The sequence below is a fragment of the Agarivorans sp. D1326 genome, from assembly GCF_056958115.1.
Window position 1 is genome coordinate 132,834 of record NZ_JBTWEN010000004.1, and the last position, 22,394, is coordinate 155,227.

The following is a 22,394-nucleotide window of genomic DNA, read 5'->3' on the forward strand; positions in this document are numbered from 1 at the left end:
AAAAACTCAGTCTTTGCCCCAGAACTATAAGGAGCCTAGGTGTTACTCAAGCTTTTATCGTTACTTATTCTTAGTTTTATTGCCCTCAGCTCGATACTGTTTTTCTTTATCGCCTGCATTATTTATGCGCTCACAGCAGCCTTTGATAAACGCCGACTATGGTTACACTACTTCACCTGCGCATGGGCTAGCCTGTATTTAATCATAGTGCCTCATTGGCAAGTACGGCGTTTGGGTTTGCAACATATCGATAAAAAACAAGCTTATGTCATCGTATCCAATCATCAATCTGGATTAGATATTCTGTTGTCCTTTGCCCTTTTCATTCCCTTTAAATGGGTCTCAAAAATCGAGATGTTTAAAGTGCCATTTGTTGGTTGGAATATGTGGCTTAATCAATACATTGGACTTAAACGCGGTGATAAACACAGTATCAAAGCCATGCTCCAGCAAGCTGAGAAACACCTTAAACAAGGTAGCTCGGTATATTTATTTCCTGAAGGAAGCCGCTCTGCCGACGGCAAGCTAAAACCTTTTAAACTCGGTGCATTTTCTTTAGCAAAACACGCAGAAGTAGCGATATTGCCCATTGCTATTCACGGCACTGCCGAAGCCTTACCTAAAAAAAGCTTACAGCTTACAGGCCATCACCCTATTTATATTCAGGTGCTACCCGCTATATCTGCTCAGCAAGTGGCACAATTGGATGAACAATCTTTGGCGTCACATACTCAGCAGATAATCGCTAAAGCCTTAACGCAAACACCATCGACTTAGCTGCAAAATTTGCTTATTTACGCTAGGCTTAGGCTAAAGTACCCCGAATAAACAGGAACCCTGACATGCACGAGCGTCGCCAATTTTTGCGAGTTCTTTTTGACCGCCCCGCCTACCTAAACCATGGGGAGCAATCTTGGTCATGCCAACTGTTGGATTTATCGTTACAAGGTGCCTTGGTGACCTTGCCAAATGACTGGGACGAAGAGCTCACTCAGCTAACCTTAAGTTTTAGCCTGAGTGATGTTGCAGTAGAAGAACTGAGCATCACCATGGATGTAGAAGTAAAACACACACGCAATCAGCAAATCGGTTTACGTTGTTTGCACATTGATATCGAAAGCGCCAGCCACTTAAAACGACTAATTGAGTTAAACCTAGGTGATGACGACTTATTGCATCGCGAGTTAGAGCACTTAGTTGACCAACAGCAAGAAGCGGATTAAACCGCTTCTAAAGCTTCAGCCAACTTACTTACGGCAATCACCTCAAGCCCTGCTATTGCTTGCTTAGGTCGATTGCCCAAAGGCACTATAGCTCGCTTAAAGCCGTGTTTGGCGGCTTCGTTCAAACGTTCTTGGCCATTGCTTACGGGGCGTATCTCTCCCGACAAGCCCACTTCACCAAATACCACCAACTCTTGCGGCAATATTTGATTTCTAAAACTAGAGACCATGGCCACCAATAAAGCTAAATCGGCGCCAGTTTCAGCAACCCGTACACCACCCACCACGTTGGTAAATACGTCTTGATCAGACATTTGTACACCAGCATGGCGATGCATTACCGCAAGCAGCATCGCCAAACGGTTTTGCTCGAGGCCTACAGCTACTCGCCTAGGATTCGCCATTTGGCTGTAATCAACCAATGCTTGGATCTCGACCAATAGTGGACGAGTACCTTCCCACACTACCATCACGACCGAGCCAGGCGCGGCTTCTTGTCCACGCGAAAGGAAAATAGCCGAAGGGTTAGACACTTCTCGCATGCCCTGTTCGGTCATAGCAAATACACCCAGCTCGTTAATCGCACCAAAACGGTTTTTGTTACCACGCAAGGTACGAAAGCGGCCATCGGCATCACCTTCTAGCATGATCGAACAATCAATACAGTGCTCCAGAACTTTAGGCCCAGCTAACGAGCCGTCCTTGGTTACATGGCCCACCATAAACATGGCTATATTATGTTGCTTGGCAAAACGAGTTAACCAAGCCGCACTTTCTCGCACTTGGCTAACACCACCTGGTGCTGATTGAATATCAGCCATGTGCATAACCTGAATAGAGTCAATCACCATCATCTTTGGTTTAACTTCTAAAGCCACCTGGCCAATTTGCTCAACGCTGGTTTCGGCCAGTAACTTTAGCTTGTCTTTAGGCAAACCTAAGCGCTGCGCGCGCAAAGCGATTTGCTGTAGTGATTCCTCACCCGTTACGTATAAGGTATCCATGGTTTGCGCTAAGCCACACATGGTTTGCAACAACAAAGTACTTTTACCTGCGCCGGGGCTACCACCAATTAAAATGGCGCTACCAGGCACGACACCGCCACCTAGAACCCGGTCAAATTCTTTAAAGCCGGTGGAAAACCGCGGTAACTCAGCAAGGTCTATGCTCTCTAAGGTTTGGAGTTTTCCTGCGGTACTGCCGGCATAACCGGTGAAACGATCATTGCGTGAGGGCGCGGCACTCAAACGTACTTCGCTAATGGTATTCCACGCTTTACATTCACCACATTGTCCCTGCCAACGAGGGAAATCGGCACCACAGTCGTTACATACATAGGCCGTTTTCGCTTTTGCCATTAACCCTCCAAGCGGTCACATAATGCTAAAATAGTGTTAAAAGTACTTGCCTTGAATCTCTCTCAAGGCACAATCTTTGCTTTGATCTAGAAGATTGTAAAGATTGAGACAGAGTTTTGACAGTAAAACCAATGATTAAGGATTAATACCCAGCAACATGTCGGAAAGCAAGCACTACGCCTTAATAGAACGATTACTACCAATATTGGGAAGCAGCGACTTTAACCAAGTATTTAAGCGCGCAACTCAAGACCTTCCTAATAATGAAAGTTTCTTGCTCAAAATGGAAATGAATCGTCTATCCGCACCTTGCCAACGATTGGTAGATCTTCGAGGAAAAGTAGACGGCGAATGCCAAGAGTTCCACTACCAAGGTAAAACCCACTACCTCGATGACATCGCCATTAAGGTATTTAAGCAACAGCTCAAACTCTATAACCAGCAATACACACTAGGCATATACGAGAAACTGCAAACCACCGAGAACAACTTCAAGGTAATGCAGAAGAAAAATATTAGCCCGCAAGAAGCCGCTGCGCGGCGCCCCAAAAATATCATCGCTCGCGCCGTGCGTTTAGGCCACTATATCGGCAGAAGTGAAGAGCGCATGCACCTCACTGCACCACTGCGAATGGCGGGTGTAGACGGTGCGCTATTTGATGCTAAAACCTCCAACATGTCGGTATCTGGCCTGCGTGCTAAGGTCGATAGCCAGCGAGAGTTCTCTGTAGATGAACATTACTTCGTATATTTCACCGGCTTAGAAAAAGAGTTTGTAAACCGCGTATTAAGCGCTGGCACCGAATATAAAGTGGTCGGAATCGACCGCAAGGGTCAGCAGCAATGGGTAAGAATGATCGTGGTTGACCCAAGCGAAGAGTTTAATAACTTCTTCAAAAACTTTTTACGCTCCTATCGCGGGCGTTACAAAGTAGACGTAGACAACATTACAGCAGCAGTTATCACCAAAGGTTATGAACAATACTTAATGCCGCGTTTAAGCAGCGTGCCTTTGTATTTTAGCGGCCAAACGCCAGCAAGCCTGCGTTATGCCTTAGCCACGCAGAATAATCTCGACCTGCTCTCTTATTGGCGCGATGAAACTAACCACAGTCATTTATCTCAACTGTTTCATCCACCAAGGATGATGCGCTACCAAGCCTTAAGCAGCGGTGAAAGCCTGATCTATTGCTTTACTCATACTGCGAACAATCGCTTATTTTTCTACTCAGCCAGCAGCGAAGAGCTTGCCGAGCATCCAGAGTTGCGCGATCTTTATTTCGCCTTTGGCTGCCGTAAACCCAGCTGGAAGGTATTCAAGTTTCAGTACCAACCAGCACAAGCCAGCGATGCAGAGGTAAGCTCTCCTTTACCCAAAAAAGATTCGCCAATTGAACGAGAGCGTGTCGCCAAAGCTTTAGATGGATTAAGTATGGTTGGCTTGTTAAGTGATGTAACCAACCAGCATATCGATGAAAGCTACCAGCAAAATTACCCCTTAGACGGTAACCCCAACAAGTTGTCGCTGTTTAACCAGAGCAAGCAACCAATCAGCAAGTTTGAGCAGGTAAATTACAAGTATTTGCAGCTGCGTAAAGAAAATCGCTACCAATATCGCTCCTTAATAGAAGTGGAACATCAGGGTAGCAACGAAACCGGCTGGACCAGCGATTTTTCCATTAGCGGAATGAAAATAGAAGTAGAAACGCCACTAGAATATAGCGTTGGAGACATCGTCTACTTGGCGCTACCTCAGTTTCAAAAACTGGTGAAGAGTTTCGAGCTGTCTCATTTAGCCTATGAGGTCACCAACTGTAATAACAGCCACACCATTTACAACTTAAAAGTCATCGAAGTAAAAGGCCAACAACACCAAGGCAGTGCCTTTTTCAAACAACTTATCGACAACAACTTAGATAAGTTACCAACGCTTCCCGAAGGCAAAGCCATTGCAGGTTTATCCGATGCACTACGACAAATATTCTGTGCGCCACTATTTTGCCGTGCCATGTTCATCCATAAAGTGCCTGGCGCTTTAGAGGTTAAGTGTGTGAATTACGGTACTTTCGCTCAAGCGAGCGATAACTGGTTAAACATTGATAGTAGTGCCCATACGGCCGACTTAAGTAAGTTTCTAGCCAGCGAAAACCTCGCGTCATTTCTCGCCACTCAATTGCGTAGTCATGCGCCTAGCGATAACCCAGAACACATTGAAGTGATCACCGTAACGGCTAGAAAGAACGACAAGTTATTATCGGTACGTTGCAGCAGCAATTTTAATTCTGTTCAGCAGTTGCGTGAGTTTGTTAGCTTAAGCTTGGGTCGAGGCAAGGTGCATGCCTTTAACCTGCAGTTATCACGGGTTGGCCGACCAGATACCGAATATATTCAACGCGAACTCGATTACATTAGCCATTATGCGATTCACCGCGCTAAGCAGTTAGAAGACGAGCTGTGGAGTGTTGCAGGGGTAATAGAAGTGACGGATGTAACCGAAGAGTTGATGCAGCGCTTTAACTTAAGCACTGCACCCCAGCCTTTAAAACTAAGCAGCTAGCATTTTAGCGGCGCGAAGAATACACGCCGCGCCGTCTAAATCACTGTGTTTAATCGACATCTGCGCTTGTTGCTGCACCAGAGGCTTAGCATGAATGGCTACCCCAAAATCGGCCGCTGCTAGCATTTTTAGATCGTTTGCTCCATCACCAATCGCCATAGTTTGGCTGGCAGCATACTGCTGTTTAAGCTGCATCAAAATATCGGCTTTTGCCTGAGCATCAACCACCGGACCTAATACTTGGCCAGTTAAAGTGTCGTTTTCAATTTCTAGAACATTGGCTTGCACGTGGTCAAAACCTAAGTCTTGCTGCAAACGCTCAGCGAAATAAGTAAAGCCGCCCGAGGCAATCGCTACTTTCCAACCAGCAGAGTGGATGGTGTCAATTAAACATTGCAAGCCAGGCATTAGCGGCATGTTATCAGCTACCTGCTTTAAGATGCTTTGTGGCGCATCTTTTAACAGCGCTACTCGGCTACGTAGGCTTTGTTCAAAGTCTAGCTCCCCGCGCATTGCTGCTGCCGTAACAGCGCTCACTTGTTCGCCAATATCGGCCAATACCGCAATCTCATCGATACATTCAATTTGAATAGTGGTGGAATCCATATCCATCAACACTACGCCTGGTTGGCTTAAATCTGGTAGCTGATCTAGTACCACCAAATCAAAATTAAACTCAAGCCCAGCCAGCTTCTCCTTGCACCATTGGCTATCAGCTTGGCTTTGCAACAATACGCAAATGTTGCCCGCTTCTGGCATTAGCCCGCAAAAGTTCAAGGCAGTTGACTCATCAACCAAGGGACGCAATACAGCAAAGTCTGGAATCAGTAGTTCTTTGGCCCAAACCAAGATATAGGCACCGGTTAACGCTTCTCGAGTTTCAACCAGCCCTTGTTCAGGACAAACCCGGTAGGGAAACTGCTTTAAAGCCACAGACCATTGGCTTAAAGATTGCGGTAAGCTTTCAAGACTATGTGGAGATTGCAAAACGAGATCCTTGTTTCTAAAAATTGCGGCGCATCAAGATAGCGTATTGCTTTTTGGTTTGGCAAGCACCTACAATGGCTTTAAGCATAAAAAAGAGGTTCGTGTGGCCAAATCTGCAGTAAGACGCTATCGAATTATTCAATTCACCCAATTGCTTCTCGCCATTGCGTGTTGTGTTTGGGTACTTTATTACTATGTGACCCTAAAGCACAATGGTGAGCAGTTAATTGAAAATCAAACCGAGAAACTGGCTCGCTCTCTTACCTCGTTAGCAGCCTTAAATGCAGCGGGTTATATTGGTGAAAATAGCCAAGCTGAGCTGAGCGAATTGGTTAATGCCTTAGTCAAAGAACATTTTGTAAAGGATGCCACCATCTATGACCATCAAGGTTTGCGTTTAGCCGAATCGCAACAAGCCTTACCGCTTTCACAGCTGTTACCTTTAGCAGGTCAAAGCCATACTCCCTTAGAGGGCTTAGGTCGTAGGCCTTACATTGCAGAGATTAGAGGTGAACAAGGTGAAAGCCTAGGCTACTTACGTATTACCCTAGAGCATACAACTCTGCTGGCCGAAGCGAATACTTACATCACCAATGGCCAATCAAAAATCATGATTATGTTTTTGATGTCGATAAGCATTGGTTTTTTGTTAACACGGGTATTATCGAGGAAACGCCACCTTGCCACGCTGTTTAATATCAATAAGCGGGCTGAGCGAAAAGAAGCGAAAAAGGCCAAGAAACTTCTAGCAGACATTGCTGCTAGAAGCGATAACACTAAAGATAAAAGTCCAGCTTAAAGCAGCGACTCTAGGGTTAGAGTGATCATCTCGTTAAAGGTAGTTTGACGCTCTTCTGCGGTAGTTTGCTCACCACTGCGAATATGGTCAGAAATGGTTACAACACACAAAGCCGCTTTACCACACTCAGCGGCTACGCCGTATAAGCCTGCAGCTTCCATTTCTACCGCATAAACATTGTGTTTTTCCATTACATCGAACATATCGGGCTCTGGCGAATAGAAAAGATCGGCTGAGAAGATGTTACCTACTTTAGCGTCAATGCCTTGTGCTTTAGCGCTATCTACCGCTGCACGTAACAAGTCATAATTAGCAATAGCGGCAAAGTCGTGGCCTTTAAAACGGCTACGGTTTACTTTTGAGTCGGTACAGGCGCCCATTGCAATCACTACATCGCGTAATTTGATGTCGTTGCTTACAGCACCGGCACTACCTACACGGATAATGTTCTCAACACCGTATTGAGTGTAAAGCTCATGGGCATAAATAGAACAGCTTGGAATACCCATGCCTGAACCCATTACCGATACACGCTTACCTTTATAAGTACCGGTGTAACCTAGCATGTTACGTACACCAGTTACTTCAACTACGTCTTCTAAAAATGTCTCTGCAATGTGTTTTGCACGCAAGGGATCGCCCGGCATTAATACGGTTTCTGCAAAATCACCTGGTGCTGCATTGATATGTGGGGTTGCCATATAGTCTCCTAATTAAGTTTGTTCCAAGCAGCTAGCTACTTGCTGCTGCTCGTCATTGTTATTCTTGTAAAAAGCTAGTGCCGTACTCTAAAGCAGGCAGTTTCATGTAATCGGCGATGGTTTGGCCAATGTCGGCAAAGGTATCGCGTTTACCAACATTTTTAGCGGGTAAATTTTTGCCGTAGAAAATGACAGGAATATGTTCACGAGTATGATCACTGCCCGGCCAGGTTGGGTCACAACCGTGGTCTGCGGTAAGAATCACGATATCGTCCTCGCTAAGCTTATCCAGCAATTCAGGTAAACGTTTATCGAAGTATTCCAGTGCAGCAGCATAACCTGGTACATCACGACGATGCCCATATGCTGAGTCAAAATCGACAAAGTTAGTGAAGATGATGCTGTTGTCTACTTGGCGATCCATTTCACTCAAAGTTAAATCAAACAAGCCTTCTAGGCCGGTAGCCTTTACCTTGCGAGTAATACCTTGCTGGGCATAAATATCGGCAATTTTACCAATGCTCACTACCTCACCGCCAGCTTCTGCCATGCGGTCTAACAAGGTGGGCGCAGGCGGTAATACCGATAAATCTCTGCGGTTACCAGTGCGGGCAAACTCTTTTGCGCTGCTGCCCACAAATGGACGCGCAATCACCCGGCCAATGTTGTAAGGGTCCACTAGCTCACGAGCAATTTCACACAGCTTGAGCAAACGCTCTAAACCAAATGTTTCTTCATGGGCGGCGATTTGAAATACGCTGTCGGCAGAGGTGTAAAAAATCGGCTTACCGCTAGCCATATGTTCTTCACCCAAACGCTCCAGCACTTCGGTGCCTGAAGCATGGCAATTACCAAGGTAGCCCGGTAAATCAGCACGCTTAACTAACTCGTCAAGCAAGCTTTGCGGGAAGCTATTTTCAGGCTCGCTAAAGTAGCCCCAATCAAACAATACTGGTACGCCAGCAATTTCCCAGTGACCACTTGGCGTGTCTTTACCGCTAGACATTTCGGCGGCATAACCATAGTTGCCAATAGGCTGAACCTGAGCGTCTAATCCTGGCGGAAATACTCCACCACTTTCGCCGCAGGCATGGCCTAAACCTAATCGATTTAGATTAGGAATTGTTAACGGGCCACTACGGCCTTTATCGGCATTTCCTTGAGCACATTGCTCGGCAATGTGCAGCATGGTATTAGCACCTTGATCGCCAAACTTTTCGGCATCATCACTGGCACCAATACCAAAGGAATCTAGCATTAATATAATTGCACGTTTCATAGGGGTCTCCTTAACAAGGACCAATACGCTGATAAACAGGGTCTACATCGGCCTGCGCTGAGCTAGGTTCGTCGAGTTTTATCGCCTGTTGAATTTGTTTTGCTGCCGCTTGCCAAGCGTCTTCGTCGTTGGCATGCAGCATCAACAAGTTTTGTCCCTTGTCTACCACATCGCCTAACTCTACTAGTTCACTAATGCCTACGCTGTGATCAATGGCGGCTCCCGGCACACTTCTGCCGCCACCTAAGCCTACTACCGCCATGCCCAACTCTCGGCAATCTAGTTGCTTAACCATGCCACTTTGTTTTGCAGCTACTGGCTTCACAACCTTAGCTTGAGGCAGGTAATGTTCGCTACGCTCAACAAAATCACTAGGCCCACCTAAAGCACTCACCATTTTGGCAAAACGCTCTAAAGCTGCACCAGAGCTAATGCTAGCGGCAAGTTTATCCTCGGCCTCTTGTTGAGAGCTGGCTAAACCACTAGATAGCAACATTTCACTAGCTAAAGCCTTGGTCACCTGATGTAAGCGATGTGCTGAAGTATCGCCTTTTAAATAACGTAAGGTCTCAGCAATTTCCACCGCGTTACCTGCGCTGGGCGCTAGAGGCTGGTTCATATCTGTTAGCAAGGCACAGCATTTAACACCGGCAGCATTAGCCACTTCTACAATGCTTTCGGCCAAGGCTTTCGACTGAGCAAAGTTAGGCATAAATGCGCCACTGCCAGCTTTTACATCCATCACTAATGCTTCTAGGCCCGAGGCAAGTTTTTTGCTCAAGATAGAAGCTGTAATTAAGGGAATAGACTCTACCGTGGCGGTCACATCACGAATGCCATATAAGCGTTTGTCGGCCGGAGCCAACTCACCGGTTTGGCCAATAATCGCAATACCCACATCCTTCACAATGCTTTCAAACTGCTGCGATGTGGGGCTGATAGAGTAATTAGGAATAGCTTCTAATTTGTCTAAGGTACCGCCAGTGTGGCCTAATCCACGCCCCGAAATCATTGGAACATGGCCACCACATGCAGCTACCATTGGCCCCAAGAGTAACGACGTTAAATCACCCACACCACCAGTAGAATGTTTATCCACTACAGGCCCAGGCAAATTAAGATGATCCCAGTTGAGCACTTGCCCTGAATCACGCATTGCACAGGTAAGCGCGGTAGCCTCGGTACCATTCATACTGTTGAAGTAAACCGCCATGGCAAATGCGCCAATTTGGCTATCACTTAGTTGGCCGTTGGTAATACCGTCAACCATAAACTGGATTTCTTCCAGCGACAGCGCTTGGCCATCGCGTTTACGTCGAATAATTTCTTGGGGTAACAACATGAGCATTCCTTAACTCTTATCGAAGAATTAACTAATAACCAGCGCCAGCTTGAGCGTTCTCATCACCTGATATAGTGGCTTGCAATGCAGCCAATAAACTTGATGCACCAAAACGGAAATGCGCTTGGCTTAACCAATCGTCGCCAAGTGTTTTAGTTGCAAGATCTAGGTAAATTTTCGCTTGTTCGGCGCTTTTAACTCCACCTGCGGCTTTAAAGCCACAACCTGGGTTAAACTCTGCGATTGCTTTTAGCATGATTTCTGCCGCTTCTGGCGTTGCATTTACTGGCACTTTACCGGTAGAAGTTTTAATAAAATCTGCACCCGCTTTAATCGACAACTCACTGGCTTTAGCAATCAGTTCAGGGCTGTTTAATTCGCCACTTTCAATAATCACTTTTAGCTTTATCTCGCCACAGGCAGCTTTACAGGCTTTAACTAGGTCAAAACCCACTTGCTCATTGCCAGCCATTAAGGCGCGCCATGGGAATACAACGTCTACTTCGTCTGCGCCATAGGCTACAGCAGCCTTAGTTTCAGCTACAGCCAAGTCCACATCATCTTCACCTAAAGGGAAGTTAGTCACAGTAGCAATTTTCACATCACTAGCATCGTGTTCGGCCAATACCTTACGAGCAAATGGAATGAAGCGTGGATAAATACAAATAGCCGCAACTTGGCCTTGAGCCGATTTAGCTTGAGCACATAAAGCCGCCACACTCTCGCGAGTATCGTCATCGTTAAGAGTAGTGAGGTCCATTAAAGAAAGGGCTTGACGCGCCACAGCAGTAAGAGACTGAGACATAACTATTCCTCAAAGTTTAAGATTAAACCTAATGCCAGAGCAGCAATAGATTGAACTGAAATAGAGGCTTCTTGGCATATTGCCAAGAAGCCTTAATAGCTTATAGCAGGCTGAAGAAGAAACCAGCAAGTGCAGCACTCATTAAGTTAGCTAATGATGCAGCCGCTACAGCTTTAAGACCTAGGCGAGCAATGTCACCACGGCGTGATGGCGCCATGCTACCTAAGCCACCTAATAAAATTGCAATTGATGATAGGTTAGCGAAACCACATAGTGCAAAAGTAACAATTACTTGAGTGTGCTCTGACAGTGTTTCGCGAATATCAACAAAGTTAATGTAAGCAACAAATTCGTTAACGATAAGCTTTTGACCAATAAAGCTACCGGCTTGAATGGCTTCTGCCCAAGGCACACCAATAATCCAAGCAACCGGTGCGAAGATGTAACCTAAAATAAGTTCAATGGTTAGGCCTTCAACACCAAACCAGCCACCGATGCCACCAACCATGCCGTTTAGCAACGCAATCAAACCAATGAAGGCAAGTAGCATTGCACCTACGTTAAGCGCTAAGTGCAAACCGGTAGAAGCACCACTTGCAGCAGCGTCGATAACGTTAGCTGGGCGATCTTCTTCGGCTAAAGTAGCGTCCATATCTTGCTCAGAAGCATTAGTTTCAGGCTTGATGATTTTAGCCATCAATAGGCCACCAGGTGCTGCCATAAATGAAGCAGCAATCAAGTACTTAAGCTCTACACCTAAACCCGCGTAACCCGCTAATACAGAACCTGCAACCGAAGCCAAACCACCAACCATAATGGCAAATAACTCAGACTCGCTCATTTTTGGAATGAAAGGTTTAACCACAATTGGCGCTTCGGTTTGGCCAACAAAAATATTGGCAGTAGCAGACATAGACTCTGGGCGGCTAGTGCCTAATGCTTTTTGTAGAGCACCACCAATTACCAAGATGATCTTCTGCATAATGCCAAGGTAGTAAAGTACCGCGATGAGTGAAGAGAAGAATACAATAATAGGCAATACACGAATGGCAAATACAAAGCCAACACCGTTACCAAACATTGCATCAGTGCCTAAGCCACCAAACAAAAAGTTAATACCCGCCTGGGCACTGTCAATCACCGATTGAACACCACCTGAAACAGCAGCTAGCACGTCTTGACCAAATGGAAGGTAAAGTACAAAGGCACCAAATCCAGCTTGGATAGCAAAAGCTCCCAAAACGGTACGTTTGTTAATTCGTTTTTTGTTATCGGAAAGCAAGAATGCAATCCCCAGTAGCGCGAGTACGCCGACCAAGCTCATTACTGTACTGTTCATACGTGTCCCTAATGTTTAATTATTTTTTTGTGAAACTTACATCGTTTCTATCTTCTTGCCACCAGCACAAGAAGCCTTCTAAAACGTGTCTGTTTAGTATTCCATTACATTCAACTATCTGATCAGGTAACTACCTTAATGCCGGTTGAGCTGCAATGGATTCTACTGCCGGCGATCATACCTAGGGTTTTTGGCCTAAATGATAACTAGATCAAATCTAATCGACTTATTAGCCGTTTCAGAGACCTTACTTACCAAATGTGTTTATGCCATACTTCTTCCTAAGGCGACTATCGATTCACAACCTTACTAAGCAAACTATAGGAAATATCAAATCTTATACCTAAGCGATTAGCCAAGTTGCTTAACGAATTTGTTACGAAAAAAAACGTTCCAAGACATTTTGGTAGGCCATGCCTCCCAAATAGATACCCAAAATACCAATGATGCCCGATAGCACCGGTGGAGCAGGTAGTGGCAGTTTAATAGCACTAAAAACCACGCCAACCACCGCGCCAGTAATTAAGGCAATAATAACTTCGTACATTTTCTTTCGTCCTTTAAATACGTGGGAACTTGCTAAAGGCACAGCGTCATTGCTGTTTTGCCCCTCAGTTCATGGCTGGCAGTTTAAGTTTCTAAGTTGTTAAAAATCGTGAGACTGATCACGGGATAATAGTCAAAGATTAGTCAAACTAGAGTTAGTTACTAAATATGTTGAAAAGGAATACAAAGTGACAGCAGCACTTGAACCTGAAAAAGAACAAAAATTCGCTTACAGACAACGGTTTAACTGCTGTAAGAACTGCCGCTGTCCCAATTTTGGATTAACCGAAAGCTCAGACTATTTGGCCGAAAGTCATCAATTGGGTTATCCCGCTTTGCATTGCAAAGCGTGTGGTAGTTACCCACCTCTCGTTGACAGCCACAGCGTAAACTTGATTGTCGAAGAGCGCACCAAGCTACACTTAAGCAAGGCACCCTGTGGTTGCAGCAATTGTGAACCTGGCTTTTTCCTAGGCCCAACCACCGGCGTTAAACGCTACGGAAAAACCGGCGCTAATAGCCAACGTTACCAATGCCGAAAATGCCAAAGCGTCTTTACCCAAGTACACGTGAAAGGCAATGAGCAACTGTGCCGTCTATTCAATTCTCTAAGCTTAGGCCACAGCCCACAGAAAATAATGCAGCAGCTGAGCATCGCGCCAAAAATCTATTACCAATTGCTACAGCGCCTATTTCACTGTTTACGGTTTTATTCGCGCCAGCAAGAGGTAATGGCTCTCAAACGCAAGTTTTTAGCGATTCATACCGAAAGCAATGTGCATGAGTTTTCCGAGCAAAAGCGCGTTTGGGCACTGTGCTCTAGCGAGGCGCAATCGGGTTACGTATTACTGCATACCCATAACCAAACGCAATTGCAGCTTAATGATTCGGTTTACTACCAGCAACAAGCGTCTACTAGGCTACCAGCACTGCAAGATAGCCCCATTGTAGAGGCTTTAAAGCGCCGTTATCAGCTCACTCTGAACCGTTATCACTTTGAAGATTTACACTACGGTCCCACCTCGCATCTGCGCGGTACTCAAATTATTCAACCGGCAATTTGTGCTTACGCACACTTTCAACTTTTATCCGGATTTACCCACCAAGTTAAGCATTTTCACCACTATATTGAGCACGAAAGCAGTATCCGCGGAGCAGCCCTTATGAGCTGTGTTGAACAAATACGTGAAAAATCTGCCGACGTGTATTACATCTATCAGCATCCTCGCACTCAATCTGATATGGGCGCTGCAGGTAACAAAGTAGGTTGGTGGAATGACCGCTGGTATCCAGCGCCTTTTGGTGCGTTTTGTGGCATTAGTTCAGGCCAGCAAGTCCCCGCTCCCATCGACTTACCTCGTCCGCAAGCTTGCCAGAACTTCTTTGTGCACCTTGAGCAAAACATGTCGAAGCAGCTGAAAAGTGCCAGCTCGGTTGACGCCTTATTTGAAATTAATCGCGCCCTATTTAACTACGTCATCACCGACCAAAACGGTGAGACTCCAGCCATGCGACTAGGCGCTAGTGAACAACCACTAAGTGGAACCACGTTAGTAAGTGCAGCCGTCGCCGCTGTTAATGCCGACCATATCGACAAATTTAAGGCATAAACCTGAGTAGGCTAGCTAACTAGCTTAAGTGTCTATGCGCCGGCAAAGCCATAGAGCTTTAAGATTCTATTCTTAAAACTTGTAGGCTGTTGTCCCATAGGCGCTGCTCTAGCTCTTGAGGTGATTCGCTGCGCAGCGCTGCTAATTGCTCAAAAATAACTGAAAGATTAAGTGGCGTATTGTGCTGTTGTTGCATCTCAAACAAAGGCATATCTGGCGCGTCGGTTTCTAGCACCAAAGCATCTAGCGGTAGGCGTTTTAGAGCCTTGCGCGTTTTTTCCGAACGCGGCCAAGTAATGGTTCCGCCTACGCCAATTTTAAAACCCAAATCAACAAAGCGGCTAGCTTGTACATAGCTGCCACTAAAACCGTGAATAATCCCGCCTTGGTCAAACTGAGCTTGTTTGAGTAGATGAGCAACGCGATCATGCAGTCGCACCGAATGGATAAGTAAGGGCAAAGCTTGTTGTTGGGCCGCCTTTATTTGCCAATTAAAGGCAAACTCTTGATGGGCGTTGGTTTCGGGGAAACGACCGTCTAAACCACACTCCCCCCATGCACTTAGCCGCTCTCGATGCTGTTGGACTATTTGGTCTAAAGCCCCTAGTTCGCCGAGCAATAACTCAGGTTCTCCCTGCAAGGCATTTTTATCTAAAAAGCATGGATGGTAACCCAGGGCTATTTTCAACATTTTTAGGGAAGATAGGTCGACTACGGTTTGCCAGTTTTCTGGGCCCACAGCAGGTACTAAGCAGCCTTGTATATTGCAGCGTTTGAACTCTGCTAAGTAACTGGGTAAATCCTGCTTAAATGGCGCGAAGTCCAAGTGACAATGGGTATCAAACCAGGCCATTACTCGCCTTTGTCCTGTTTTGGGTGCTCTTGAGGAATGCAACTTCGACAAGGTTTGTCCAAACCATTTTTGAGGAGCCAACTATCGTAACAAGCGATATAGTGGCGAAAAAGCGTGATTATTCGAGCTACCATAGACCACCTCTTCTGCTGAGCTTCATGTCACTTATAGTAATTTTACCCACATATATAGGTAATATCTCTTAAATACCCAACAAATTAAGATAAATACTGAGAATAGCTTATTGAATTCAGTAATTCTTAATCCTACTCTACCAATGGATCACTGTATATAAAGAGTGGTTACAGGGAAAATAGTTAGTATTCGAAACGCGACACCGACAATATCTAGTAAGTCATGCTCGATGGTGCAACACATTCCCAATAGTAGATTACACTTAGTAAGTTTAAGTAGGTGTTTACTATCCTTGGATAAATGCACTTCATCAACAATGAATACATCGGCTGTGAGCTTCGCCATTTAAGCAAGTGTACTGCTTGGGCCTGTTCCAGTAACGCTGACCGAACTAGATAAAATATTTCAATAAAAAACAGGGAGTTTGACGTGAAAACATTCACAACCAACCTTACAGCTGCAGCTTTAGCAGTTGCCTCTTTTAGTGCGTTAGCCGCTAAACCAGCCGTTGTTTATGATACTGCCGGCAAATTTGATAAATCATTCAATGAAGCTGTTTTTCGCAATGGCGTAGAAGTATTTAAAAAAGAAAAAGGCGTTGATGTACGCGAATTTGAACCACAGAATGAAGCGCAACGCGAACAAGGTTTACGCCGTTTAGCAGGTCGCGGATTCAGCCCAATTGTTGCGGTAGGCTTTAACATGGCATCAGCCGTTGAGAAAGTAGCAGCCGAATACCCTGATACTCAGTTCACCATTATCGACATGGTGATTGATAAACCCAACGTTCAATCGGTGGTATTTAAAGAACACGAAGGCTCTTTCTTAGTTGGCGCATTAGCAGCCAAGGTATCTAAAACCAATACCGTTGGTTTTGTAGGCGGTATGGATATCCCGCTTATTCGTAAATTTGCTTGTGGCTATGAGCAAGGTGCGGTTTATGCCAATGCCGACACCAAAGTACTGCAAAACATGACCGGCTCTACGCCAGCTGCTTTTGCCGATCCAGCTAAAGGCTCAGAGCTAGCTAAATCTCAGTTTTCTCAAGGTGCTGACGTTATCTATGCTGCAGCAGGCGGAACCGGTTTAGGTGTTTACCAAGCCGCTAAAGATGCAGGCAAATATGCCATTGGTGTTGATTCAAACCAAAACCACTTACAGCCAGGCACTATGTTGACCTCAATGGTTAAGAAAGTGGGCGCCGTTGCTTACAGCACTTGGGAAGAAGGCATGGACGGCACTTGGCAGCCAGGTATTAAAGCCTTAGGTCTTAAGGAAGATTCTGTTGATTGGGCGCAAGACGAGCACAATGCTTCATTAATCACTCCAGAATTGAAAGCATACGTAGACGGAATTAAAGCCGATATTATTTCTGGCAAAATTACTGTTCATGACTACATGTCGGACAACACCTGTAACTACTAAATGCTAAAAATACGCGCCAACCTCGAGTTGGCGTATTTTTACTTGCTAGAAATGGAAATCGAAATTGATTCACGCAGCTGATTTTGCCATTAAACTGGAAAAAATCGATAAGCGCTTTGGCAGCGTTCATGCCAATCGCAGTATCGACCTTGCCATTCCTAAAGGCACAATTCATGGAATTATTGGCGAAAATGGTGCCGGTAAATCCACCCTAATGAGTATTATTTACGGCTTCTATCATGCCGACTCTGGCTCTATGCAGGTACATGGCCAGCATTACCAACCACATAATTCTCAAGAAGCCATCAAGGCGGGTATTGGCATGGTGCACCAGCACTTCATGTTAGTGGATACCTTTACTGTGCTAGAAAACATCGTTCTTGGTGCAGAAGACGGCTGGAAGCTTGAAGACAGTTTAAGCGCAGCGCGCAAGAAGCTTAAGCAACTAGCCAAAGACTACGGTTTAGATGTGCCACTAGATGCCGTTGTTGGTGAGCTAGCGGTAGGTTTGCAGCAACGTGTAGAGATCTTAAAAGCCTTATATCGTGGCGCCAAAATTCTCATTTTGGATGAACCCACAGGGGTACTCACGCCGCAAGAAGCCGATCACTTATTTACTATTTTAGGTAAGTTACGTGAGCAAGGCACCACCATCATGATTATTACCCATAAGCTTCGTGAAGTATTAGCCATTACCGACAATGTATCGGTGATGCGACAGGGAGCAATGGTTGAACATGTAGTAACAGCTGAAACCAATCAAGAGCAGCTTGCAGAGCTAATGGTAGGCCGCAAGGTATTGCTGCAAGTAGAGCGCGGTGAAGCAAAACCACAAGCGCCTTTAATTGAAGTGAACAAGCTTAGTTACATAGATAGTGCCGGGGTTAAACGCGTAAAAGATATCTCGTTTAATGTTCGCGCAGGAGAAATCGTGGGTATTGCTGGAGTATCAGGCAATGGTCAGTCAGAAATTCTTAGCTTATTAAGCGGCATTATCACCCCAAGCAGCGGCAGTATGACGTTAAACGGACATACCATTGACGCCGAAAGCCATTACAGCCCGCGCAGTATTAGGTCCATTGGCGTAGGCCACATTCCTGAAGACCGACACAAGCAAGGTCTTATCAATAAATTTGCCGCCAAAGAAGCTTATATACTCGGTTATCACCACCTTGCGCAATACAACAAAGGGGTACTGCAAGACAAGCAAGCGATTGAACAAGGCTGTCAACAAAGCATGGAAAAGTGGGACGTTCGCCCTGCAGATACCAACTTAAAAACCGCCAACTTCTCGGGAGGTAACCAACAAAAGTTGGTGATTGCTCGCGAGATGGAACAAGACCCAGACATTCTTCTGGTTGGCCAACCTACCCGTGGCGTAGACATTGGTGCCATTGAATACATTCACCAACAAATCATTCACTCGCGTGACGCAGGTAAAGCAGTATTGCTGGTCTCGGTTGAGTTAGATGAAATTGTCAACTTAGCCGATCGAATCATCGTGGTCTTTGATGGCGCGATTGTAGGTGAAGTAAGCGCAGAACAAGCGGATGAACAAACCTTAGGATTAATGATGGCCAACATTGTGCCAGAGCATATAAAAAACACCGCGCAGGGAGGTGAAATATGAGCCAAGCTCAAGTACCTGCATGGGTCAGCGTTGCCCTGTTACCTGCAATCAATGTGTTTGCCGCATTTTTAGTGTCGGCCTTGCTGTTTATGTATATCGACATATCACCCATCGATGCGATTAAAGTGATGTGGACCGGCGCGTTTGGCTATGCCGAAGGCATTGGTTATACCTTGTATTACACCACTGGATTCATCTTTACCGGTTTAGCCGTGGCTATCGCCTTTCACGCTGGTTTATTTAATATTGGTGGCGAAGGCCAAGCCTATATTGGTGGTTTAGGGGTTGGTTTAGTCTGCTTAACCTTAGGCGAGTTTGCGCCTTGGTATGTGGTATTCCCTGTCGCCATTGTTGTGGGTGGTTTATTTGGTGCAGCTTGGGCGTTTATCCCTGCTTACTTGCAAGCCAAGCGTGGTTCACACATCGTAATCACCACCATCATGTTCAACTTTATTGCAGCCTCATTAATGGCCTATTTACTGGTTGATATTCTTAAACCTGAGACCACAATGGCCACCGAAAGCCGAGTTTTTGCGGCGTCTTCTTGGCTACCCAAAATGCATGAAATGCTTAGCTGGGTGGGTGTGAGCATGTCTGCGAGCCCGCTCAATTTAAGCTTCATTTTCGCCTTACTGTGCTGTTTGTTGCTGTGGTTATTTATTTGGCATACGCGTTGGGGCTACGAAATACGCTCGGTAGGTTCTAACCCTAGCGCCGCCACTTACGCAGGTATTAGCTATGTTAAAATCGTGATTATTGCGATGTTGATATCAGGCATGCTGGCTGGCTTCTTTGGCCTTAACGTTTTGCAAGGTGAACTACACCAAATCAAATTAAACTTTGTAGAAGGCTTTGGCTTTACCGGTATTGCTGTAGCACTGATGGGCCGCAACCACCCTCTTGGTGTATTACTCGCCAGCTTACTGTTTGGTTTCCTATACCAAGGTGGCGCAGAGTTAAGTTTTGAGTACGGTGTAGACCGTAACATCGTCGTTGTTCTTCAGGGTTTGGTGATTCTATTCTCAGGCGCTTTAGAGCACATGTTTAAGCCATCGCTTGAACGTACTTACCTCAAGCTTTTTGCTAAAAAAGCAAGCCCATCAGAAGGAGTCGCTTAAGATGTTTGAAACAATTATCTTAATGTTAGACGCCACCATACGGGTTGCGACACCGCTTATCTTCGCTTCACTGGCCGGCATGTTCTGTGAGCGCTCGGGCATTGTGAATATCGCCTTAGAAGGCAAGTTACTCGCTGCGGCATTTGTTGGTGCAGCAACAGCGCATGTAACCGGTTCAGCTTGGCTAGGTTTACTGGCGGGTATTGGCATCTCGGTACTATTAGCCCTATTACACGGCTTTGCCACCATTACTCACCGTGGCGATCATGTTGTAAGTGGTATGGCGATTAACATTTTAGCCGCTGGTTTAACGGTGACCTTAGGGCGTCACTGGTTCCACCAAGGCGGTCAAACCCCCGCTTTGAGTGGCGATGCCCGCTTCGCGCCTATTCAACTGCCGGGTGCTGAGGCAATGGCCGATGTACCGGTGATTGGTTTGTTGTATTCAGAGCTAATTAGCGGCCACTCAGCCTTGGTGTATTTGCTAATCATAACCGTGCCTTTAGCATGGTACGTAATGTTTAAAACCCGCTTTGGTTTACGTTTACGTGCGGTGGGTGAATCACCAGCAGCGGTTGATACCGCGGGTATCTCAGTAGTGAGAATGCGTTACAGCGCGGTAATTATTTGTGGCTTACTGGTCGGTATTGGTGGTGTGTACTTGTCGGTGGCGCAAACCGCCCAGTTCATTCCGAACATGAGTGCCGGTAAAGGTTATATGGCGTTAGCCGCGTTGATTTTTGGTAAGTGGCGACCATTTACCGCATTGGCTGCATGTTTACTGTTTGGTTTCTTGGATGCCATGGCAATACGTTTACAAGGCGTCTCCATTGGTAACTTCGCGATTCCAGTGCAAGCCATTGAAGCGATACCTTACGTACTTACCGTGTTCTTACTGGCAGGCTTTATCGGTAAAGCTATCGCGCCAAAAGCGATTGGTGTTCCATATACTAAAGAGCGCGAATAGAACCTTACTACTAGCCACAAAAAAGGTCGCTTTATGCGACCTTTTTTTATGGCGATTAAACTAGCTTAAAAGCGGCTTAGTGTTCGCGAGTTTGCATAAACTTAACGTCTGGGTAGCGCTCGGTGGCTAAGTTTAAGTTAACCATTGTAGGCGCTAAATAAGTTAAGTTGTCGCCGCCATCTAAAGCTAAATTATCGTGAGCTTTCTTCTTAAACTCTTCAAACTTCTTAGAATCGTCGCTAGCGCACCAACGCGCAGTGGCAAGGCTAATGCCCTCGTAAACAGCTTCTACTTTATATTCAGTGCGTAAGCGATGTACCACCACATCAAACTGCAGCACACCTACTGCGCCAACAATTAGGTCATTGTTACGCATAGGGCGGAATAACTGCACAGCACCTTCTTCAGATAATTGAATCAATCCCTTAAGCAATTGCTTTTGCTTCAAAGGATCTTTTAGTCGAATACGGCGGAACATTTCAGGGGCGAAGTTAGGAATACCAGTAAACTTCATGGCTTGGCCTTGAGTAAAGGTATCGCCAATTTGAATGGTGCCGTGGTTGTGTAAACCGATAATGTCGCCAGCAATCGCTTTTTCAGCAGCGGCGCGGTCGCCTGCCATAAAGGTTACCGCATCAGAAATGCTTACATCTTTACCTAAGCGTACATGACGCATTTTCATGCCTTTATTGTATTCACCAGACACAATGCGCATAAAAGCAATACGGTCGCGGTGTTTAGGATCCATATTCGCTTGGATCTTAAAAACGAAGCCAGAGAAGCTATCATCAGAAGCGGTAACCTCACCTATATCTGTAGCACGTGGCTTAGGAGCTGGTGCCCAATTAGTTAGGCCTTCTAACATATGGTCTACACCAAAGTTACCCAGTGCGGTACCAAAATACACAGGTGTTAATTCACCGCTTAAAAACAGTTCAAGGTCAAACTCGTTAGACGCACCTAGTACCAGCTCAAGCTCATCACGCAAGGTTTCGGCAAGCTCATCGCCTACGGCGGCATCTATTTCGGGGTTATCTAAACCTTTGATGATTTGTTGGTCTTGAATGGTATGGCCTTTACCAGTTTGGTAAAGAATCACTTCATCTTTAAGAATGTGGTAAACACCTTTAAACAATTTACCGCAGCCAATTGGCCAAGTAATTGGTGCGCACATCATGTTAAGTTCGCTCTCTACCTCATCCATTACTTCCATTGGGTCGCGAATATCTCGGTCCAATTTGTTCATAAAGGTAACAATAGGCGTATCACGTAGGCGAGTAACTTCCATTAATTTACGAGTACGATCTTCTACACCTTTCGCCGCGTCAATCACCATCAAACAGGAGTCAACTGCAGTTAGGGTACGGTAAGTATCTTCCGAGAAGTCTTCGTGTCCAGGAGTATCTAGCAGGTTAACAATACAATCGTTAAACGGGAACTGCATCACCGAGGTAGTAACCGAGATACCACGCTCTTTCTCCATTTCCATCCAGTCAGATTTAGCGTGGGTAGCGTTACCGCGACCTTTCACTGTACCGGCTTTTTGAATCGCGTTTCCGAATAACAATACTTTTTCAGTAATGGTGGTTTTACCCGCATCCGGGTGAGAGATAATTGCAAAGGTTCTTCGGCTAGCAATATCTTGCAAGAGTGAAGCGTTAGACATCGAATCAATTCTTCTAATTTGGTAACGCGAGGATGCAGCAAAGTGGCAATTTGG

Annotated in this window: 19 protein-coding genes; 9 read left to right on the forward strand and 10 right to left on the reverse strand. The window is 45.7% G+C overall.

The window, feature by feature from the left end:
- Nucleotides 1-39: 39 nt before the first annotated feature.
- Nucleotides 40-777: a lysophospholipid acyltransferase family protein gene (locus ACYFDN_RS09355; protein WP_483510841.1), complete on the forward strand. Its 738-nt coding sequence runs from the start codon at nucleotides 40-42 to the stop codon at nucleotides 775-777.
- A gap of 65 nt (nucleotides 778-842) precedes the next feature.
- Nucleotides 843-1,223: a PilZ domain-containing protein gene (locus tag ACYFDN_RS09360; protein WP_016401411.1), complete on the forward strand. Its 381-nt coding sequence runs from the start codon at nucleotides 843-845 to the stop codon at nucleotides 1,221-1,223.
- Here the strand turns inward: ACYFDN_RS09360 and radA are convergent.
- Nucleotides 1,220-2,581 (reverse strand): DNA repair protein RadA, encoded by a 1,362-nt coding sequence (gene radA / locus ACYFDN_RS09365; protein ID WP_483510843.1) that lies wholly within the window; start codon nucleotides 2,579-2,581, stop codon nucleotides 1,220-1,222. The genes ACYFDN_RS09360 and radA overlap by 4 nt on opposite strands.
- A 157-nt stretch (nucleotides 2,582-2,738) precedes the next feature.
- On the opposite strand from radA, the gene ACYFDN_RS09370 reads away from it, so the two are divergent.
- The gene (locus tag ACYFDN_RS09370) at nucleotides 2,739-5,138 is read left to right on the forward strand and encodes a PilZ domain-containing protein (RefSeq protein ID WP_483510845.1); all 2,400 of its coding nucleotides are present in this window, start codon (nucleotides 2,739-2,741) and stop codon (nucleotides 5,136-5,138) included.
- Here ACYFDN_RS09370 and serB read toward each other — a convergent pair.
- Entirely contained in the window at nucleotides 5,127-6,125 is a 999-nt protein-coding gene (gene serB / locus ACYFDN_RS09375; protein ID WP_016401414.1) for a phosphoserine phosphatase SerB, read from the reverse strand. The genes ACYFDN_RS09370 and serB overlap by 12 nt on opposite strands.
- A gap of 10 nt (nucleotides 6,126-6,135) precedes the next feature.
- Between serB and ACYFDN_RS09380 the strand changes: the two genes are divergently transcribed.
- Nucleotides 6,136-6,924, forward strand: a complete 789-nt coding sequence (locus ACYFDN_RS09380; protein WP_016401415.1) for a YtjB family periplasmic protein — start codon at nucleotides 6,136-6,138, stop codon at nucleotides 6,922-6,924.
- Here ACYFDN_RS09380 and deoD read toward each other — a convergent pair.
- From deoD to ACYFDN_RS09410, 6 genes are all read right to left on the reverse strand, one after another.
- Nucleotides 6,921-7,625 (reverse strand): purine-nucleoside phosphorylase, encoded by a 705-nt coding sequence (deoD, locus tag ACYFDN_RS09385; RefSeq protein WP_016401416.1) that lies wholly within the window; start codon nucleotides 7,623-7,625, stop codon nucleotides 6,921-6,923. The two genes, ACYFDN_RS09380 and deoD, sit on opposite strands and share 4 nt — an antisense overlap.
- A gap of 58 nt (nucleotides 7,626-7,683) precedes the next feature.
- Complete coding sequence (locus ACYFDN_RS09390) at nucleotides 7,684-8,904, reverse strand: phosphopentomutase (protein ID WP_483510846.1); 1,221 nt, start codon at nucleotides 8,902-8,904, stop codon at nucleotides 7,684-7,686.
- Between the two features lie 10 nt (nucleotides 8,905-8,914).
- Nucleotides 8,915-10,246 carry a thymidine phosphorylase gene (deoA, locus tag ACYFDN_RS09395; protein WP_483510847.1) on the reverse strand — a complete coding sequence of 444 codons (1,332 nt, stop codon included), beginning with the start codon at nucleotides 10,244-10,246 and terminating at the stop codon, nucleotides 8,915-8,917.
- 31 nt (nucleotides 10,247-10,277) lie between these two features.
- On the reverse strand, nucleotides 10,278-11,051 hold the full coding sequence (deoC, locus tag ACYFDN_RS09400; RefSeq protein ID WP_483510848.1) for a deoxyribose-phosphate aldolase: 774 nt from the start codon (nucleotides 11,049-11,051) through the stop codon (nucleotides 10,278-10,280).
- 100 nt (nucleotides 11,052-11,151) lie between these two features.
- Nucleotides 11,152-12,390, reverse strand: a complete 1,239-nt coding sequence (locus ACYFDN_RS09405; RefSeq protein ID WP_016401420.1) for a NupC/NupG family nucleoside CNT transporter — start codon at nucleotides 12,388-12,390, stop codon at nucleotides 11,152-11,154.
- Nucleotides 12,391-12,766: 376 nt separating this feature from the next.
- On the reverse strand, nucleotides 12,767-12,937 hold the full coding sequence (locus ACYFDN_RS09410; protein ID WP_016401421.1) for a XapX domain-containing protein: 171 nt from the start codon (nucleotides 12,935-12,937) through the stop codon (nucleotides 12,767-12,769).
- Between the two features lie 187 nt (nucleotides 12,938-13,124).
- Here ACYFDN_RS09410 and ACYFDN_RS09415 point away from each other — a divergent pair, with 187 nt between their 5' ends.
- Nucleotides 13,125-14,546 (forward strand): hypothetical protein, encoded by a 1,422-nt coding sequence (locus ACYFDN_RS09415; RefSeq protein WP_483510849.1) that lies wholly within the window; start codon nucleotides 13,125-13,127, stop codon nucleotides 14,544-14,546.
- A 58-nt stretch (nucleotides 14,547-14,604) separates the two neighbouring features.
- Here ACYFDN_RS09415 and ACYFDN_RS09420 read toward each other — a convergent pair whose 3' ends face one another.
- The gene (locus tag ACYFDN_RS09420) at nucleotides 14,605-15,399 is read right to left on the reverse strand and encodes a TatD family hydrolase (protein ID WP_483510850.1); all 795 of its coding nucleotides are present in this window, start codon (nucleotides 15,397-15,399) and stop codon (nucleotides 14,605-14,607) included.
- 564 nt (nucleotides 15,400-15,963) lie between these two features.
- On the opposite strand from ACYFDN_RS09420, the gene ACYFDN_RS09425 reads away from it, so the two are divergent.
- The 4 genes from ACYFDN_RS09425 (at nucleotide 15,964) to ACYFDN_RS09440 (ending at nucleotide 20,674) form a co-directional block, all read left to right on the forward strand.
- Entirely contained in the window at nucleotides 15,964-16,959 is a 996-nt protein-coding gene (locus ACYFDN_RS09425) for a BMP family lipoprotein (RefSeq protein ID WP_016401424.1), read from the forward strand.
- Between the two features lie 64 nt (nucleotides 16,960-17,023).
- Complete coding sequence (locus tag ACYFDN_RS09430; RefSeq protein ID WP_483510851.1) at nucleotides 17,024-18,589, forward strand: ABC transporter ATP-binding protein; 1,566 nt, start codon at nucleotides 17,024-17,026, stop codon at nucleotides 18,587-18,589.
- Nucleotides 18,586-19,707, forward strand: coding sequence for an ABC transporter permease (locus tag ACYFDN_RS09435; RefSeq protein ID WP_016401426.1), 1,122 nt, complete (start codon nucleotides 18,586-18,588; stop codon nucleotides 19,705-19,707). The genes ACYFDN_RS09430 and ACYFDN_RS09435 overlap by 4 nt, the downstream gene beginning before the upstream one ends.
- Nucleotide 19,708: 1 nt before the next feature.
- The gene (locus ACYFDN_RS09440) at nucleotides 19,709-20,674 is read left to right on the forward strand and encodes an ABC transporter permease (protein ID WP_483510852.1); all 966 of its coding nucleotides are present in this window, start codon (nucleotides 19,709-19,711) and stop codon (nucleotides 20,672-20,674) included.
- A 76-nt stretch (nucleotides 20,675-20,750) separates the two neighbouring features.
- Here ACYFDN_RS09440 and prfC read toward each other — a convergent pair whose 3' ends face one another.
- Nucleotides 20,751-22,340 (reverse strand): peptide chain release factor 3, encoded by a 1,590-nt coding sequence (prfC, locus tag ACYFDN_RS09445; RefSeq protein WP_016401428.1) that lies wholly within the window; start codon nucleotides 22,338-22,340, stop codon nucleotides 20,751-20,753.
- Nucleotides 22,341-22,394: the final 54 nt, after the last annotated feature.

Excerpts from the sequence above, each read along its gene's own strand:
- ACYFDN_RS09360 (WP_016401411.1), top strand. The coding sequence starts at position 843 with ATGCACGAGCGTCGCCAATTTTTGCGAGTTCTTTTTGACCGCCCCGCC.
- radA (WP_483510843.1), bottom strand. The coding sequence starts at position 2,581 with ATGGCAAAAGCGAAAACGGCCTATGTATGTAACGACTGTGGTGCCGAT.
- ACYFDN_RS09370 (WP_483510845.1), top strand. The coding sequence starts at position 2,739 with ATGTCGGAAAGCAAGCACTACGCCTTAATAGAACGATTACTACCAATA.
- deoD (WP_016401416.1), bottom strand. The coding sequence starts at position 7,625 with ATGGCAACCCCACATATCAATGCAGCACCAGGTGATTTTGCAGAAACC.
- ACYFDN_RS09390 (WP_483510846.1), bottom strand. The coding sequence starts at position 8,904 with ATGAAACGTGCAATTATATTAATGCTAGATTCCTTTGGTATTGGTGCC.
- deoA (WP_483510847.1), bottom strand. The coding sequence starts at position 10,246 with ATGTTGTTACCCCAAGAAATTATTCGACGTAAACGCGATGGCCAAGCG.
- deoC (WP_483510848.1), bottom strand. The coding sequence starts at position 11,051 with ATGTCTCAGTCTCTTACTGCTGTGGCGCGTCAAGCCCTTTCTTTAATG.
- ACYFDN_RS09405 (WP_016401420.1), bottom strand. The coding sequence starts at position 12,390 with ATGAACAGTACAGTAATGAGCTTGGTCGGCGTACTCGCGCTACTGGGG.
- ACYFDN_RS09410 (WP_016401421.1), bottom strand. The coding sequence starts at position 12,937 with ATGTACGAAGTTATTATTGCCTTAATTACTGGCGCGGTGGTTGGCGTG.
- ACYFDN_RS09420 (WP_483510850.1), bottom strand. The coding sequence starts at position 15,399 with ATGGCCTGGTTTGATACCCATTGTCACTTGGACTTCGCGCCATTTAAG.
- ACYFDN_RS09435 (WP_016401426.1), top strand. The coding sequence starts at position 18,586 with ATGAGCCAAGCTCAAGTACCTGCATGGGTCAGCGTTGCCCTGTTACCT.
- ACYFDN_RS09440 (WP_483510852.1), top strand. The coding sequence starts at position 19,709 with ATGTTTGAAACAATTATCTTAATGTTAGACGCCACCATACGGGTTGCG.
- prfC (WP_016401428.1), bottom strand. The coding sequence starts at position 22,340 with ATGTCTAACGCTTCACTCTTGCAAGATATTGCTAGCCGAAGAACCTTT.